The organism is Brevundimonas naejangsanensis (genome assembly GCF_000635915.2).
Classification (GTDB): Bacteria; Pseudomonadota; Alphaproteobacteria; order Caulobacterales; family Caulobacteraceae; genus Brevundimonas; species Brevundimonas sanguinis.
Genome location: NZ_CP015614.1, coordinates 2,119,289 through 2,133,420 on the forward strand (window position 1 = coordinate 2,119,289; position 14,132 = coordinate 2,133,420).

Genomic DNA, 14,132 nt, shown 5'->3' on the forward strand with positions numbered 1-14,132 from the left:
GATATAGGCTCAGCCGCGCCGGACCAGAAGCACCCCGCCGATCACCAGCGCCACCCCGGCGATTCGGGTCAGGCTGAGCGGCTGCTGGGGCACGCCCATGACGCCGAAGTGGTCGAGGATCAGGCTCAGCGCCAGCTGGCCCGCCACCATCAGGGTGATCGTCAGGGCCACGCCGATCTTCGGCACGCCCCAGGCGGCGGCCACCACGAAGACGCAGCCGTACAGACCGCCCATCCAGGCCCAGGCGGGCAGAGCCTTCATCGCCTGCACGTCCGGCCGCGTCTGCAACGCCATCGCCAGCAGCCCCAGCGCCACCGTACCGACGAAGAAGGAGACGAAGGCCGCATTGACCGGCGACCCGACCGCGCTGGCCAGCCGCGCATTGGTCGGCCCCTGCAGGGCGGTGGCGGCGCCGCCTAGCACCATGGCCAGCAGGGCGAGGACGGGAAGCTGCATCGGCTGTCTCACCAGTTCGGGTCGGGCGCGGCGCCGCCGAAGATCTCGGCCAGGCGGGCGCGAGTGGCGCGGGTGGCGTCGTCGGGCAGAGCGTGGGGATGGAACCAGCCGATCTGGGCGATCTCGCCGTGGCTGGTCCGCTCGGTCAGGTCGAAGGCGTCGATGCGGAAGACCAGCACATGGTCCCCCGGAAAGAACCGTTCATTGGAGTGGACCGACAGCAGGCGCGGCTCGCCCCTGACGATCAGCCCGGCCTCTTCGCGCAGTTCGCGGATGACGGCGGCCTGCGTCGTCTCGCCCTTGTCCACCCCGCCCCCGGGCAGCCACCACCCCTCCAGATAGGTGTGCTTGACCAGCAGCACCCGTCCCTCTGGGTCGACCGCCGCGCCGCGCACGCCCAGCGTCATGCCCCGGCTCATACGCGACCAGGCGAAGAACAAAGGCCGGGTGAAGGGTTCGATGCGCGTGCGCCAGTTCGCCATGCGCGCACGATAGGCTGCGGTCGGGCGGCTTGAACAGGGGCGCGCTTGCCCCTATTCGGGGACAAAATCAGGAGCTGCACCATGCTGGCCATCGCCACCATCTTCGTTTTCATCGCCGTCATCGCCGCCGTCAACTATTACGAGTTCGGCCGGGTTGACTGACTCCGGGCGCGCTGACGCCCCTTCGCCGCCCTCGTCGAGAGGCGCTGCGCTGGTCACCGCCGCCTCGGGCCGGATCGGGGCGGTGCTGGCCAAGGCGGCCGCTCAGGCGGGCTATGACGTCGTCGTCCACTATCGTTCCGACGCGGACGGCGCGCAGGGCGTGGTTCAGGCGATCGAGGGCCTGGGACAGCGCGCGGTCGCCGTTCACGCCGAGCTGACGGACCCCGGCGCGCGCGCCGCCCTGATGGATCAGGCCTTCGCCTTCGGGCCGTTGCGGGTGCTGGTCAACAACGCCTCCCTGTTCGTCTATGATCAGCTGAAGACCTTTCAGGAGGCGGATCTGCGCCTTCATCACGAGGTCAACGTCCTGGCGCCGCTGGCCCTGATCCGCGACTTCGCCGCGCGCCTGCCCGAGACGGACGAAGGCGTGGTGGTCAATATGCTGGACTATAAGGTCACGGCGCCGAACCCCGACTTCTTCTCCTATACCGTCAGCCGCGTCGGCATCGCCCACATGACCGGCGCCCTGGCGCTGGCCCTGGCGCCGCGCATCCGCGTCTGCGGCATAGCGCCGGGCCTGACCCTGCCCTCGGCCGGGTGGCCCGAGGCCGACTATCAGGCCGGGGCCGAGGCCACGCCGCTGAAACGGCCCGTCCCGGTCGAGGATCTGGCCGCCGCCCTGACCTTCATCCTGACCGCGCGCAGCCTGACCGGACAGAATCTGGTGGTCGACGCCGGGGCGTCCCTGACCCGCCGCGAGCGCGACCTGGAGTTCGCCTGAGCCGTCAGCGGCGGCGTCGTTCGCCGCCACATGACCTTTATTTGCCGATAGGTTGGTGCTTTAGCTGCCGCCGTTCATCCTGAGACCTTCATGCCCGCTGTCCGTTTCACTCGCCGCTTCTCGATGGCGCACCGGCTGATCGCCGATGCGGGGTCGAAGTGCGCCGTGCCGCATGGGCACAACGAGTTCGTGACCGTGACGCTGGAGCCGACGGCCGAGATCGATTTCGGCGGCGCCAACTATGCGGCCTCCTTCGAGCGGCTGAAGGCGCGCTGGCACGGCTTCGTCGACCGCAGCCTGGACCACGCCTTCCAGCTGAACCGCGCCGATCCCCTGCTGGCCTGGTTCCAGCAGCACGAGCCGCACCGCTTGAACCAGGTGCTGACCGTGGACGGCGATCCGACGACCGAGGCCCTGGTCATCGCCCTGTGGCGCAAGCTGGAGGCCATCCTGGCCGCCGAGGGCCTGCCGTTCCGCCTGGCCGAGCTGGCCATCGAGGAAACGCCGACCAACACCGTCCTGACGCGCGGCCTGACTGAGGCGGAGCGGGCGTGGGCGCTGGGCGCCTGGTGCGACCGGGCCGATTTCAGCATCAATGATCTTCTGCCGCCGGAGACCTGGTCTTGAGCGCCGTCGTCACCCCCCTGCCCTCCGCCGAGCCGCGCCGCCTGGGCCTGAAGGTCATGGTGCGGGCGCTGAAGGTCGAAGCCTCCATCGGCTTCTATGACCACGAGCACGGACGCCTGCAGCCGCTGTCGGTCGACGTCGAGCTGGACCTGGGCGACTCGCCGGTCGAGCGGTTGGCCGACACCCTGGATTACGACGGCGTCGCCCGCATCGTGCGCGAACTGGCGGCGGGGCCGCACATCGCTCTGATCGAAACCTTCGCCGAACGCACGGCGGTCGCCTGCCTGGCCGATCCCCGCGTGCTGGGCGTCATCGTGCGGGTCGAAAAGCCAGGCGCCATTCCCGACGCCGCGGCCGCCGCCTGCGAAGTCGCCTATTCGCGCTGAGGCTGGTTGCGCGGGGCCGTCCGTCCCGCCATCATCTCGCTCTGACAAGAGGTTCCGATGGTCCAGTCCGGCGATTACAACAGCAACAGCGGCGGCGAGGTTTCGGCTGACCTGTCCGGGCTCTATGTCGGCTATGCGCTGATCCTGCTGGCGGCGCCGACCTTCGGCGTGGCGGCGGCGGTCGGACTGCTGCGGGTCTGGCGCCGTGCCGCGCCGGTCGATCCGATTCTGCGCAGCCATTTCATCTTTCAGCAGCGCACCCTTTTCGCCGCCGTCTGCGCCATCATCGCCGGCGCGGTGTTGATCCTGGTCAACGTCGGCGTCTTCGTCCTGTTCATCATGGCCGTGTGGACCATCGTGCGCGGCGCTCTGGGGCTGAAGGACCTGCTGAACGGACGCCCTATCGCTGAGCCCCGCCGCCTCTTCTACTGAAAGGACCGCCTTCATGAGCGAGCAGAACCCGGCCGCCCCCATTGCGGGCCGCGACGGCGCCATCGTGGCGTGGATTCTCTACATCCTGTCGATCCCCAGCGCGAACGTGCTGGTGCTGGTCGGTCTGGTGGTGGCCTACATCACGCGCGGCTCGGCCACGGGTCTGGCGGCCCAGCATGTCGAGGCGCAGATCAAGCTGTTCTGGTCGGTGTTCTGGATCAGCGCCATCCTGTGGGTGCTGGTGGCCGTCAGCGCCGTGGCTTCGGCCTTCCTGATCGGCATTCCGTTCCTTCTGCTGTTCGGACTTCTTTTGCTGCTGGTGTCGATCTGGTTCACGGTGAAAAGCGTTCTGGGTCTGCTGGCCCTGTTGAACGATCGGCCGGCCTGATCTGACCCCTTCAGGAGGAGCCTTTCGTGTCCGCCTTCAAAGACCACGCCGCCGACCACCGCTTCCAGCAGACATTCGCCGATTCTGACGGGACCGAGCATCCCGTCTGGGCCGAATACGCCGTGCGCGGTCACGCCCGCATCATCCTGCACGTCGAGGCCCACCCGGCCCTGCGCGGCACGGGCGCCGCCGGCCGCTTCATGCAGGCGCTGGCCGAACACGCCCGCGCCGAAAAGCTGACTCTGATTCCGCACTGCAGCTACGCCGTCGCCTGGCTGAAACGCCATCCTGAGTACGAAGACGTACTCGGTTCTTAGTGGGCTGCGTCAGAAGGCTCCGCCTTCTCGACCCGACGCAGCCTGGCGCTTCGCGCGCTCAAGCAGCGAGCCGCCGCGCGGCGAGCGGTAGCGCCCTTAGATCAAGGATGACTCTTGGCGACGATGGCCTTCATCGTCTCGGCCTTGGAAGGCAGGTCCGCGACCAGGCGGGCGGCCAATTCGCGGGCGCCGACCGGATAGGCGTCGCCGCCGTCGGCGATCTCCTTGGCCATGTCGGCGGCCTTGCACAGGGCGGCTTCGAGCGCCTCGACCTGTTCAAGGGCGAGGGCGCGGGCTTCGGCCTGCAGGCGCTTGACCCGTTCGGCGGTGGTTTCGGGCGCGCGCATCAGGTCATAGACCTCGGCTTCCGGCGAGGAGACCACGCGCAGGGCGGCGCGGGCGTCGGATTCATTGCTGGACTTGGTCATCGCATATTCTCCTGGCGACAGCATGCCTCATTTTCGCCTTAGGGTCGCATCCCATCTGCAGCCAAGCTGCAAGGACGGCGCCGCATGTTGCGCCAAGGCCGCATCAATCACGACCGCCGCCAACGGTTCCGCTTGTGTTACGCTCTTTGACACTGTGGTCCAGCCGCGCTTTGCTGTCGCCGCACAGGGAGACGCTGATGAGACAGACCGTTCCGCCGCCGAAGCCGCCTCAGGGAGAAGCAGGCGAGTGGACCCTTCTGCAAAGCCGGCTCGACCGCACCTTCTGGCAGTGGGACCGACGTCCTGAACCCGCCGCCCCCGTCCTGACCCGCTTCGTCATCGTGCGCCCGCCCGAACGCCTCGACTACGACACATTCGATGAGGCCGAGGCCATGTTTGAGGCGATGGAAGAATAGGGGCGTTCAGTCCGACGCCGCCTCGCCGCCCTGAACAATGCGGACCACGGCCAGGTCGGCGGTGACGTTGCCCAGGGTGCGGAAGATGTCGGGCACGACCTCGACCGCCAACAGCAGCGGCAGCAGCTCCAGCGGCACGCCCATGGCGATGCAGATGGGGGCGATGGAGGCGAAGAAGCTGGCCTGACCGGGCAGGCCCACGGTGCCGATCGAGATCAGCACCGCTGTCAGCATGGCCGCGAACAGCTGGCCCGCCGAGGGCTCCAGCCCGAACAGGTGGGCGCAGTAGATGGCGACCCCCAGGTTGGCGACCGGGCTGGTGATGCGGAACACCGCCACCGCCAGCGGCAGGACCAGACCCGCCGTCGCCCGCTTGACGCCCAGCTCGTCGACCGCCCGCTCGACCATGACCGGCAGGCTGGCCAGCGACGACTGGGTCGAGAAGGCCACCACCTGCGCCGGCGCCGCCGCCCGGGCGAACCGGCCCAGCGACACCCGGCCGAAGATGACCGCCAGCGGATAGAAGATCAGGCCGATGCCGATGCAGGCGATGGAGATCAGCGCCACATAGTGCAGCAGCACCCCCGCCGCGCTGGCGCCCGCCGTCAGCCCCACCCCGATCGACAGGGCGAAGACGCCCAGCGGCGCGACGCTCAGCACCCAGCGGACGATGACGATCATCGTCTCGCCTACCGCCTCGAAGAAGGTGATCAGAGGCACGCGCAGCCGCTCGGGCAGCCCCGAGGCCGCAAAGCCGAAGAAGACGGCGAACACCACCATGCCCAGAATGGCGTCCTCGGCGGCCGCGCGGATCGGGTTGGACGGGGCGATGGTCTTCAGAAACTCGCTGAACGGCGCCCCGGCGCCCAGGCCTTCGGCCCCTTCCGGCTTGATGGCCAGCAGCAGGCGCGCGCCTTCCGGGTCGATCGGCCACAGGGCGTGCAGCCCATAGGCCGCCGCGACGGCGTACATGGTCGCAAAGACGATCAGCCCCCCGAACCAGGCCACCGCCTTCAGCGCCAGACGCCCGGTCCGCGCCGCATCGGCGATGGAGGCGATGCCCGTCACCAGCAGGCTGAACACCAGGGGGATGATCGTCATCCTCAGCGCATTGAGCCACAGCTGGCCCAGCGCCTGGATGAGGTCGGCCGTCACATGCCCGCCCGGCAGGCCCCAGCGCTGCGCCGCCGCCCCGGCGACCAGGCCCAGCACGAGCGACAGCAACACAAGCGTGCTGAGAGAGGTCAGAAAGGAACGCGCCGATTTCATCCGGCCACGCTAGCAGCCGCCGCGCCGTGCGCCAGCGGAAATCGGCGACCGCCTCCTGCCTTAATGCGGCGTGCCTGAATTGGCCGGGTCCAGCGGCAGGCCCGCCGCCTGACGCGCCTTCATCACCCGCAGCCAGCCGTGCATGGCCTCTGAATCCAGCCCGTGCATCATAAGCCGATAGCCCGCCTGCAGCGTCGACAGCGCCACCAGCGGATGGCCGTTCTTGACGAAGGCCATGTGGTAGCTCGTGCCCAGGATGCGGGCGATGTAGATGGCGATCACTTCATCCAGCTGCAGCGAACTGGACGCCCGCACGAAGTCGTCCCTCGGCAGCATCAGGGCGTAGATCGGGGTGTAGAACTCCACCGCCGTCTGCACGTCGACGAAGTTGTGCCATTTGCGCGGAAACTCCTCGAAGGGCGGGAATTCGTCCGAGATCATGGAGAAGTCGATGCGTTCGGGCGGCGTCAGCTCTCGCCCCTCGGCGCGCAGGGCGGCGTTCAGCTCGATGACGAAGTTGAAGATGTTCAGATCGTGCTGAAGGAACAGGTCCGGCTCGATGTCCTTCAGCCGCGTCGGCGTCAGCGGCCACTTCGTCACCTTGTCGCCCACGCCCGCATTCTCCCGCACGAAGGCGGTCAGCTCGGACCCGACATGGAAGTGGCGCAGGATCACCCGGTTGGCCTCGGGCGTGGCGAAGGTGCGCAGGCCCCAGTGGATGGTCTTGTGCAGCAGGCCGTTCAGGTTCGGGTATTTCGGCGAAATGACCCGCAGCACCTTCACCAGACAGAAGAACAGGAACACCAGCGGCCGCGCCACCGGGAACAGCCAGCGCCGCGAGCGCGACCGCGCCCCCAGCAGCAGGTCGCGCTTGGCCCCGTCGTCGATCGGCAGGCTGTGATCGAGATACAGCGCCATCCACGGGTCGGGATCCCTGGGGTCGAACCGCGCGGGGTCGAACGGGTCCTCGTGCGGCTTATAGTATCTCACGCCGCGATCTCCTCGATCTGCAGGGCGTAGAGGCGGGCCGTCACCCTGGCCGTCGTGACGATGCGTTCGGCGATGAAGGGATCGGGCAGGACCATGCCCAGCATCTCCTCGAACTCCTTCATGTGCTCGGCGTCGTTGTCGCCGTGATACAGCAGGAAGCGCACCGCCTCGTCGGGCAGGGCCAGCCGCTCCTGCACCTTCAGGCCCCACGGCCGCGCCTTGATCGAGCCCAGCCCCTCGATGATGAACATGGCGCCCAGCAGGCCGAAGGGATCGGGCTTGGACGCCTCATGGAACATCCACGCCGACAGGGCCTCGGACCCCACATTCTTCGGCGCCGACTGAATATCCTCCAGCGCCCCGCCCGAGGCTGTGAAGTCGGCCTCCAGCAGGCGGAAATCGCGATGCTCCGTCACCGCATGGCGCATCAGGGTCGAGCGCAGCTCCAGATGATCCTCGCCGATGTTCGACGCCGCCCGGCTCATCCACAGCGCCCCGTCCTTCACCTGCTGGCGCAGGTTGATCAGGAAGGCGTGGTAGTCGGCGACCTCGAACCGCCCGCGCGTCAGCCTGCGGATCAGGGGCGTCGCCTCCAGCCGCTGCTCGAAGTCGGCGAAGACGACCGCCAGCTTCCGTAAGGTCTCGGCCACCGCCGCCTCGGCTTCGCGTTCCGCCATCACACAATCTCCAGCATCATGAAGCCGATCATCGCCCGCCCGCTCTCGGGCACGATGCACAACACCCTGTCTCCGCGCTTTCCGCGTCCCGACTTCAGGAAGGCGTCCAGCATGACCCAGATCGAGGCCGAGCCGACATTGCCGCTGTCGGCCAACGTCGTGAACCACTTCTCCTCCGGGATCATCGCCGCCGTGCTTTCCAGCAGGCCGACAATCTCCTGACGTAGCGACCGCGCGGAGTAGTGACACAGCAGATGGTCGACCTGATCCGGCACGATCCGCCCGGCGTCCACCTTCTCCAGCCAGACGCCGATCCAGGCGCGAATGACGATCTTCAGCAGTTCGAAGTCCTGCAGCAGGGCCACCGCCCCCGCCGCATGGGCCGCCGCCGGGCCTGCGTGGCTCCAGGCGCTGGTCATGTCGGCGCGCGCTTCCGGCGTCGATCCGGCCCACATGCAGGGATCGAAGCGCCCGGCCAGCGACGTCATGTCGATCCACTCGACCTTCAGGCTCAGGCCGTCGGGCTTGGGCCTCGGCTCCATCACCACGGCGCCGGCCCCGTCCGACAGGGTGAAGCGCAGGAAATCCGCCTCGATCCGCGCCCGGCCCTTCTCGTCCACCAGCGCCGTGCCCTCATAGAAGGCGGGTCGGAACCAGCGTGAGGAAAACTCGCCGGCGCAGGCGGCGGCGACATCCGCCTCGCCCGCGCGCACGCTCAGCCACGCGCCCTTGGCCGCCATCAGGGCGCTGGCGCAGACCGACTGATAGCTGAACGCCTCCAGCGGCCCCGCGCCCAGCTCGGCCTGAACCGCGCTGGCGTGGCCGGGCACCAGATAGTCCCCCTGCGTCGCCGCCGCGCCCAGATGCTGCAGGTCGCCAAGGCTCAGCCCCGCTGCGTCTAGCGCCGCCCGCACCGCCTCGGCGCACATGGAGGCGTTGGAGTGCAACGGCGCCCCGTCTTCGTTCAGGGCGTAGTGCCGCCCTTCGATCCCGTTCCAGCGCAGGGCGCGGCGCCCGACAGCGGAGGGCCGCCCGCCGATCCGGCCGATGAAATCCTCCATCCGATCGTTGCCGATCCGCTCGCCGGGCAGGACGGCGCCGGTCCCGGTGATGAAGACGTCGCGAAGCTCACTCATGGCGCGGACCTTGGCGATACGGCCCGAATCGCACAACCGGGAAATCGCCGTTTCAGACGCCGCCCTTTATCGGAATCGCCGTTCCGCGCGCCCTAGCGTCGCGCAGGCGCAGGCATTACCTTGATGTTCATGGCCCGTTCTCCCGCGACACCGTCCCCGAAGCTGACCAAGCCCGTCCACACGCCCAATCCCGGTCTCAGCGAGGCGCCCGTCGCCTTCGATCACGGTCGTGCGCCGATGTTCGCGCCGGTGAGCGGTCCGCGCCTGACGCCCGAGGAAGCGCCCGCCGCGCCCGCCGACTGGGTCCCTCACCGCCCCGACCGGCCGACCAACAAGAAGCGCATCCCGTTCCGGCTGGAGACGAAATACCAGCCCGCGGGGGACCAGCCATCCGCCATCGCCGAACTGGTCGCCCAGGCGAACGACGGGGAACGCGAACAGGTGCTGCTGGGCGTCACCGGCTCGGGCAAGACCTTCACCATGGCTAAGGTGATCGAACAGACCCAGCGCCCGGCCCTGATCCTGGCCCACAACAAGACGTTGGCGGCCCAGCTCTATTCCGAGTTCAAGGCCTTCTTCCCCGACAATGCCGTCGAGTATTTCGTCAGCTACTACGACTACTACCAGCCCGAGGCCTACGTCCCGCGCACCGACACCTACATCGAGAAGGACTCGTCGATCAACGAGCAGATCGACCGGATGCGCCACGCCGCCACCCGCGCGATCCTGGAGCGGGACGACGTCATCGTCGTCGCCTCGGTCAGCTGCATCTACGGCATCGGCTCGGTCGAGACCTACACCGCCATGACCTTCAACCTGAAGGTCGGCGACCAGATCGACGAGGCCAAGCTGCGCGCCGACCTGATCGCCCTGCAGTACAAGCGCAACGACCTGCATTTCGAGCGCGGCATGTTCCGCAAGCGCGGCGACACCCTCGAAATCTTCCCGGTCCACCTTGAGGACCGCGCCTGGCGCATCAGCCTGTTCGGCGACGAGATCGAGGCCATCGACGAGTTCGACCCCCTGACCGGCAAGAAGACCAATGCGCTGGACGAAGTCACCGTCTACGCCGCCAGCCACTACGTCACCCCGCGCCCGACGCTCAATCAGGCGATCACCGGCATCAAGGCCGAGTTGAAGGAGACGCTCGACTGGATGGTCGAGAACGGCAAGCTGCTGGAGGCCCAGCGGCTGGAGCAGCGCACCCGCTTCGATCTGGAGATGATGGAGGCCACCGGCTCCTGCGCCGGGATCGAGAACTACAGCCGCTGGCTGACCGGCCGGGCGCCGGGCGAGCCGCCGCCGACCTTCTTCGAATATATCCCCGACAACGCCCTGCTATTCGTGGACGAGAGCCACGTCACCGTGGGCCAGATCGGCGCCATGTACCGCGGCGACTACCGCCGCAAGTCGACCCTGGCCGAATACGGCTTCCGCCTGCCGTCAGCCATCGACAACCGGCCGCTGAAGTTCGAGGAATGGGACGCCATGCGGCCCCAGACCGTCTTCGTCTCGGCCACCCCCGGCGCCTGGGAGCTGGACAAGACCGGCGGCGTCTTCGTCGAACAGGTCATCCGCCCCACCGGCCTGATCGACCCCCCGGTCGAGATCCGCCCCGTGTCCGGCGCGACCCGCAACCAGGTCGACGACGTCATCGACGAGGTGAAGGCCACCAGCCGCGCGGGCTACCGTTCCCTGGTCACCACCCTGACCAAGAAGATGGCCGAGGACCTGACCGAATACATGCACGAACAGGGGGTGCGCGTCCGCTACATGCACTCCGACGTCGACACCCTGGAGCGCATCGAGATCCTGCGCGACCTGCGCCTGGGCTCGTTCGACTGCCTGATCGGCATCAACCTGCTGCGCGAGGGCCTCGACATCCCCGAGTGCGGCCTGGTCGCCATCCTCGACGCGGACAAGGAGGGCTTCCTGCGCTCCGAGACCTCCCTGATCCAGACCATCGGCCGCGCCGCGCGCAACGTCGACGGCCGCGTCATCCTCTACGCCGACCGCATGACCGGCTCGATGGAGCGCGCCATCGCCGAGACCGACCGCCGCCGCGAGAAGCAGCAGGCCTACAACCTCGAACACGGCATCACGCCCGAGACGGTCAAGCGCGACATCAAGGAGATCCTCGACAGCCCCTATGAGTCGCGCGACCTGGACCGCCTGACCCGCCCCGGCGTCGCCGAGGAAGCCAAGCCCTTCATCGGCTCCAACTTCCAGGCCGCGCTCAAGGATCTGGAAGGCCGGATGCGCGAAGCCGCCGCCAACCTCGAGTTCGAGGAAGCCGCCCGCCTGCGCGACGAGATCAAGAAGATGAAGCTCCTCGACCTCGAGTTCGCCAACGAAGCCCTCACCGGCGCGGGCGAGGAGGTCGACAAGTCCGCCCCCAAACGCTGGCGCAGGGAAGCGGCGGCCGAAAAGGCCGAGGCGTTCAGGAAGGGGCGCTGACGCCCCTCCCCTTCATCCGCTTCAGTTCCCCTTGGTCCCGGAGGTGTGGGCCGGGCCGCGGAAGACGGCGTTCAGGAACAGCGGCTTCAGCCCTTCGAGGAAGGCGCGCATGGTGACGTCCTGGGTGAAGGCGACGACCTGGCCGCGCCCGACTTCGGACGCCATGGCGACGGGCTTGTAGGCCAGCTGGCGGCGGTTCTCGGCCCACAGCTGGCCGGACGCCAGCACCTGATCCGGTCCGGCCAGACGCACGACGTTGGTCCCCTGATCGCGGGCCAGCGGGCTGTAGATGTCCGAGCCGCGCACCATGACGCTGAGGGTCGGGGCGACGCCTGCGCCGAGCCAGTGTTCGTTGTCCACCACGGCGCTGGCCAGGACGCCCGCGACCGGATCGGGGGCGCCGCCGTGGTGGCCGGTCAGGGCCAGGTATTCGGCGTCGGTGGCGATCTCGCTGCCGCCGTCCTTCTTGTTCTTGTCGCCGTCGCCGGAGACAGCGCTCTCGCGGCGGCTCTCCAGCAGCTTGGAGTCGGGGTCGGTCAGCAGGCGGCTGGCCGAGCCGACGCCGATCAGGACGCCGCCCGCCTGGACCCAGGCGCGCAGATTGGCGACGCCGCTCTCGCCGAGGATCTGCTTATAGTCGCCGCCCGAGGGCAGGATCAGCACCTGGTAGCGGGACAGGTCGGCGTTCGCCAGGCGGCGGGTGCGCACGGCCGTGACCGGCCAGCCGTATTCTCGCTCCAGCACATGGCGGATGGATCCGGCCGATTCCGGCTCGGTCGGGTCGTCCCAGGCCATGGCGACGCGCGGGGCGGCGATGAGCGTCGCCTTATCCGAGCCGACGCTGGGACCGCGGGAGACCCACGATGTCGCCAGAGGCGTCACCTGGGCGCCGCTGCCGGCGGCCAGGCGGCGGACGCGCTCGTCCAGGTCGGCAGGCGAGCCGGCGCGCGGGACGATGAAGGTGCCGCCCGGATAGGCGCGGCCGTCCAGGGTGAAGGGCTCCTCGACCGAGCGGACCGGCACCTTGTCGTTCAGGGCGGCGGTCAGGAAGCGCATTCCCGCCGTGCCCGGATGGATGGCGTAGCCGTAGGTCGCGTCGCCGGACGCCACGGCGGCCGGGCGGATCAGTTCGGGGCCGACGGCGGCCGTCTGCACCGACGGAGCGCCGGCGCAGCGCTGGCTCGGCACGTTGAACAGCAGGGGCAGGGACCAGCCGGTCAGGTCATAGATCTCATCGCCCAGACCGCGCGCGCGGCGGGCCTCCTGCTCGGCCAGGAATTTCGGGTCCAGCGGCACGTCCTTGGCCAGCAGGGTCTCGGCCATGCGGCGCTGCGGCTGGGACAGATTCACGATGTAATCGCCCGCCTGATAGGTCTGGCCGCAGGCGGAGAAGGATGCGGTCGCCCGTCCGACCTCCAGTCCCGAACGCACCAGCAGGCCCGCCAGCTTGTCGGCGGCGGCCGGGTCGGCCGCGGCGGAGCGCGACAGGACATAGGCGCCGCGTCCGCCCGAAATCCCGTCGCGGTGGAAGGCGTAGAAGTCGCTGAGCAGCTTCTCGCGGTCGCGGGCGGCGGTCTCGATGGTCGACAGGGTGGCGGTCAGGTGGCCCTTGACCGTGTCGGCGTAGGTCAGCATTTCGCCCGACGAGCGGCGCGCGAGCAACCCGCGCGACGAGCCCTGCTCATAGGTCATGGAGACGGCGCCGAAATAGGCGGGCCAGCCGTCGCCGTAACCGGGATAGAAGGCGTCGAAGGTCTCGCGCGTGAAATAGTCCAGCCCGGCCTGGTCGAAGCGTCCGGCGGTGTTGCGGCCGAACCGCTCGCGCGCGTCCAGGATCGGCAGATAGATCCACGGGTTCAGCGGCTGGGCCTCGGGCGGGAAGAAGAAGCTCGAATCCGTGCCCATCTCGTGGGAATCGACCACCACCTGCGGACGCCATTCGCGGATCAGGGCCGAGTGCCCTTGCGTCTCCGGCTGGGACTGGATGAACCAGTCGCGGTTCAGGTCGAACAGATTGTGGTTGAAGCGGCCGGACGGCCAGGGCTCGGCCCGCTCGGCCGACAGGGGATCGCCGTTGGGCTGGGCGCCCAGGCCCGCCTCGAAGCTGTTGATGAAGCGCTCGCGCCCGTCGGGGTTCTGGGTCGGCACGAAGACGACCACGACGTTCTCCAGCCAGCCTTGCGCCTCGCCGTCGAGGCTGTCGGTCAGGCGGCGCGCGGCGGCCAGGGCGGCGTCGGCGGGGCTGATCTCATTGCCGTGGACCGAATAGGCCATCCAGACGATGGCCGGGGTGTCGTTGATCAGGGCGCGGGCCTGCTCGGGCGAGGTCTTGCGCGGATCGGCCAGGGCGTTGGTCGCGGCCTTGATCGCATCCAGCCGGGCGATGTTGCGCGGCGAGCCGACGGCGGCCCAGAACAGGGGGCGGCCCTCCCACGACTGGGCGTAGTCGCCCATGACCATGCGGTCGGGATTGGCGGCGCGCAGCGCCTCGAAATAGCGGCGCACATCAGCCGAGCGTGTGATGCGCTCGCCGCTGTCATGGCCGACGACGGCCTGAAGCGCGGGCGGCGTCTGTTGCGCCAGTGCAGGCGCGGCGCCCAGGGCCAGGCTGAGCGCCAGCAAGGAACAGGCGACGCGGCGACGATACGACATTCAGAATACTCCCCCTACGGAGCGGCCAACTTAGCCTTGCGGCTGCCGTGAAGGAAGCGGCTGGACATCCTGTATT

16 protein-coding genes are annotated in these 14,132 nt (G+C 68.6%); 8 read left to right on the top strand and 8 right to left on the bottom strand.

Translation table 11 applies throughout. The features are described from left to right. Positions 1–9: 9 nt before the first annotated feature. A complete protein-coding gene (locus DA69_RS10110; RefSeq protein WP_025978599.1) occupies positions 10–456 on the bottom strand; it encodes a DMT family transporter in 447 nt (148 codons plus the stop codon). Positions 457–464: 8 nt separating this feature from the next. Beyond that, positions 465–938, bottom strand: a complete 474-nt coding sequence (locus DA69_RS10115) for an NUDIX domain-containing protein (RefSeq protein WP_025978600.1) — start codon at positions 936–938, stop codon at positions 465–467. Positions 939–1,092: 154 nt separating this feature from the next. On the opposite strand from DA69_RS10115, the gene DA69_RS10120 reads away from it, so the two are divergent. The 6 genes from DA69_RS10120 (at position 1,093) to DA69_RS10145 (ending at position 4,031) form a co-directional block, all read left to right on the top strand. After that, positions 1,093–1,881 carry an SDR family oxidoreductase gene (locus DA69_RS10120; protein ID WP_025978601.1) on the top strand — a complete coding sequence of 263 codons (789 nt, stop codon included), beginning with the start codon at positions 1,093–1,095 and terminating at the stop codon, positions 1,879–1,881. A gap of 90 nt (positions 1,882–1,971) precedes the next feature. Continuing rightward, on the top strand, positions 1,972–2,508 hold the full coding sequence (locus DA69_RS10125; protein WP_025978602.1) for a 6-pyruvoyl trahydropterin synthase family protein: 537 nt from the start codon (positions 1,972–1,974) through the stop codon (positions 2,506–2,508). Beyond that, positions 2,505–2,894, top strand: coding sequence for a dihydroneopterin aldolase (locus tag DA69_RS10130; protein ID WP_025978603.1), 390 nt, complete (start codon positions 2,505–2,507; stop codon positions 2,892–2,894). The genes DA69_RS10125 and DA69_RS10130 overlap by 4 nt, the downstream gene beginning before the upstream one ends. 57 nt (positions 2,895–2,951) lie before the next feature. Then, on the top strand, positions 2,952–3,326 hold the full coding sequence (locus DA69_RS10135) for a serine/threonine protein kinase (protein ID WP_025978604.1): 375 nt from the start codon (positions 2,952–2,954) through the stop codon (positions 3,324–3,326). A 13-nt stretch (positions 3,327–3,339) separates the two neighbouring features. Next, entirely contained in the window at positions 3,340–3,714 is a 375-nt protein-coding gene (locus tag DA69_RS10140) for a membrane protein (protein WP_025978605.1), read from the top strand. A 26-nt stretch (positions 3,715–3,740) separates the two neighbouring features. Beyond that, the gene (locus DA69_RS10145) at positions 3,741–4,031 is read left to right on the top strand and encodes a GNAT family N-acetyltransferase (protein WP_025978606.1); all 291 of its coding nucleotides are present in this window, start codon (positions 3,741–3,743) and stop codon (positions 4,029–4,031) included. A 101-nt stretch (positions 4,032–4,132) separates the two neighbouring features. Here the strand turns inward: DA69_RS10145 and DA69_RS10150 are convergent, their stop codons facing one another. Further along, entirely contained in the window at positions 4,133–4,459 is a 327-nt protein-coding gene (locus DA69_RS10150) for a hypothetical protein (protein WP_025978607.1), read from the bottom strand. Positions 4,460–4,656: 197 nt separating this feature from the next. Between DA69_RS10150 and DA69_RS10155 the strand changes: the two genes are divergently transcribed. Continuing rightward, positions 4,657–4,875, top strand: coding sequence for a hypothetical protein (locus DA69_RS10155; protein WP_025978608.1), 219 nt, complete (start codon positions 4,657–4,659; stop codon positions 4,873–4,875). Between the two features lie 6 nt (positions 4,876–4,881). Here the strand turns inward: DA69_RS10155 and DA69_RS10160 are convergent, their stop codons facing one another. The 4 genes from DA69_RS10160 to DA69_RS10175 all read right to left on the bottom strand — a co-directional run bounded on the left by DA69_RS10160 (position 4,882) and on the right by DA69_RS10175 (position 8,947). Beyond that, positions 4,882–6,102, bottom strand: a complete 1,221-nt coding sequence (locus tag DA69_RS10160; RefSeq protein ID WP_235599145.1) for a dicarboxylate/amino acid:cation symporter — start codon at positions 6,100–6,102, stop codon at positions 4,882–4,884. A 102-nt stretch (positions 6,103–6,204) separates the two neighbouring features. Continuing rightward, positions 6,205–7,134: a DUF6999 family protein gene (locus tag DA69_RS10165; RefSeq protein WP_025978610.1), complete on the bottom strand. Its 930-nt coding sequence runs from the start codon at positions 7,132–7,134 to the stop codon at positions 6,205–6,207. Then, positions 7,131–7,871: an iron-containing redox enzyme family protein gene (locus DA69_RS10170; RefSeq protein WP_145915922.1), complete on the bottom strand. Its 741-nt coding sequence runs from the start codon at positions 7,869–7,871 to the stop codon at positions 7,131–7,133. Before DA69_RS10170 ends, DA69_RS10165 begins: the two co-directional genes overlap by 4 nt. Continuing rightward, on the bottom strand, positions 7,811–8,947 hold the full coding sequence (locus DA69_RS10175) for a beta-ketoacyl-ACP synthase III (RefSeq protein WP_025978612.1): 1,137 nt from the start codon (positions 8,945–8,947) through the stop codon (positions 7,811–7,813). Before DA69_RS10175 ends, DA69_RS10170 begins: the two co-directional genes overlap by 61 nt. Before the next feature lie 129 nt (positions 8,948–9,076). On the opposite strand from DA69_RS10175, the gene uvrB reads away from it, so the two are divergent. Then, positions 9,077–11,404, top strand: coding sequence for an excinuclease ABC subunit UvrB (uvrB, locus tag DA69_RS10180; RefSeq protein WP_025978613.1), 2,328 nt, complete (start codon positions 9,077–9,079; stop codon positions 11,402–11,404). A 21-nt stretch (positions 11,405–11,425) separates the two neighbouring features. On the opposite strand, the gene DA69_RS10185 is transcribed toward uvrB, so the two are convergent. After that, positions 11,426–14,056, bottom strand: coding sequence for a M14 family metallopeptidase (locus DA69_RS10185; RefSeq protein WP_025978614.1), 2,631 nt, complete (start codon positions 14,054–14,056; stop codon positions 11,426–11,428). Positions 14,057–14,132: the final 76 nt, after the last annotated feature.

Excerpts from the sequence above, each read along its gene's own strand:
- DA69_RS10110 (WP_025978599.1), bottom strand. The coding sequence starts at position 456 with ATGCAGCTTCCCGTCCTCGCCCTGCTGGCCATGGTGCTAGGCGGCGCC.
- DA69_RS10115 (WP_025978600.1), bottom strand. The coding sequence starts at position 938 with ATGGCGAACTGGCGCACGCGCATCGAACCCTTCACCCGGCCTTTGTTC.
- DA69_RS10125 (WP_025978602.1), top strand. The coding sequence starts at position 1,972 with ATGCCCGCTGTCCGTTTCACTCGCCGCTTCTCGATGGCGCACCGGCTG.
- DA69_RS10135 (WP_025978604.1), top strand. The coding sequence starts at position 2,952 with ATGGTCCAGTCCGGCGATTACAACAGCAACAGCGGCGGCGAGGTTTCG.
- DA69_RS10140 (WP_025978605.1), top strand. The coding sequence starts at position 3,340 with ATGAGCGAGCAGAACCCGGCCGCCCCCATTGCGGGCCGCGACGGCGCC.
- DA69_RS10150 (WP_025978607.1), bottom strand. The coding sequence starts at position 4,459 with ATGACCAAGTCCAGCAATGAATCCGACGCCCGCGCCGCCCTGCGCGTG.
- DA69_RS10155 (WP_025978608.1), top strand. The coding sequence starts at position 4,657 with ATGAGACAGACCGTTCCGCCGCCGAAGCCGCCTCAGGGAGAAGCAGGC.
- DA69_RS10175 (WP_025978612.1), bottom strand. The coding sequence starts at position 8,947 with ATGAGTGAGCTTCGCGACGTCTTCATCACCGGGACCGGCGCCGTCCTG.
- uvrB (WP_025978613.1), top strand. The coding sequence starts at position 9,077 with ATGGCCCGTTCTCCCGCGACACCGTCCCCGAAGCTGACCAAGCCCGTC.
- DA69_RS10185 (WP_025978614.1), bottom strand. The coding sequence starts at position 14,056 with ATGTCGTATCGTCGCCGCGTCGCCTGTTCCTTGCTGGCGCTCAGCCTG.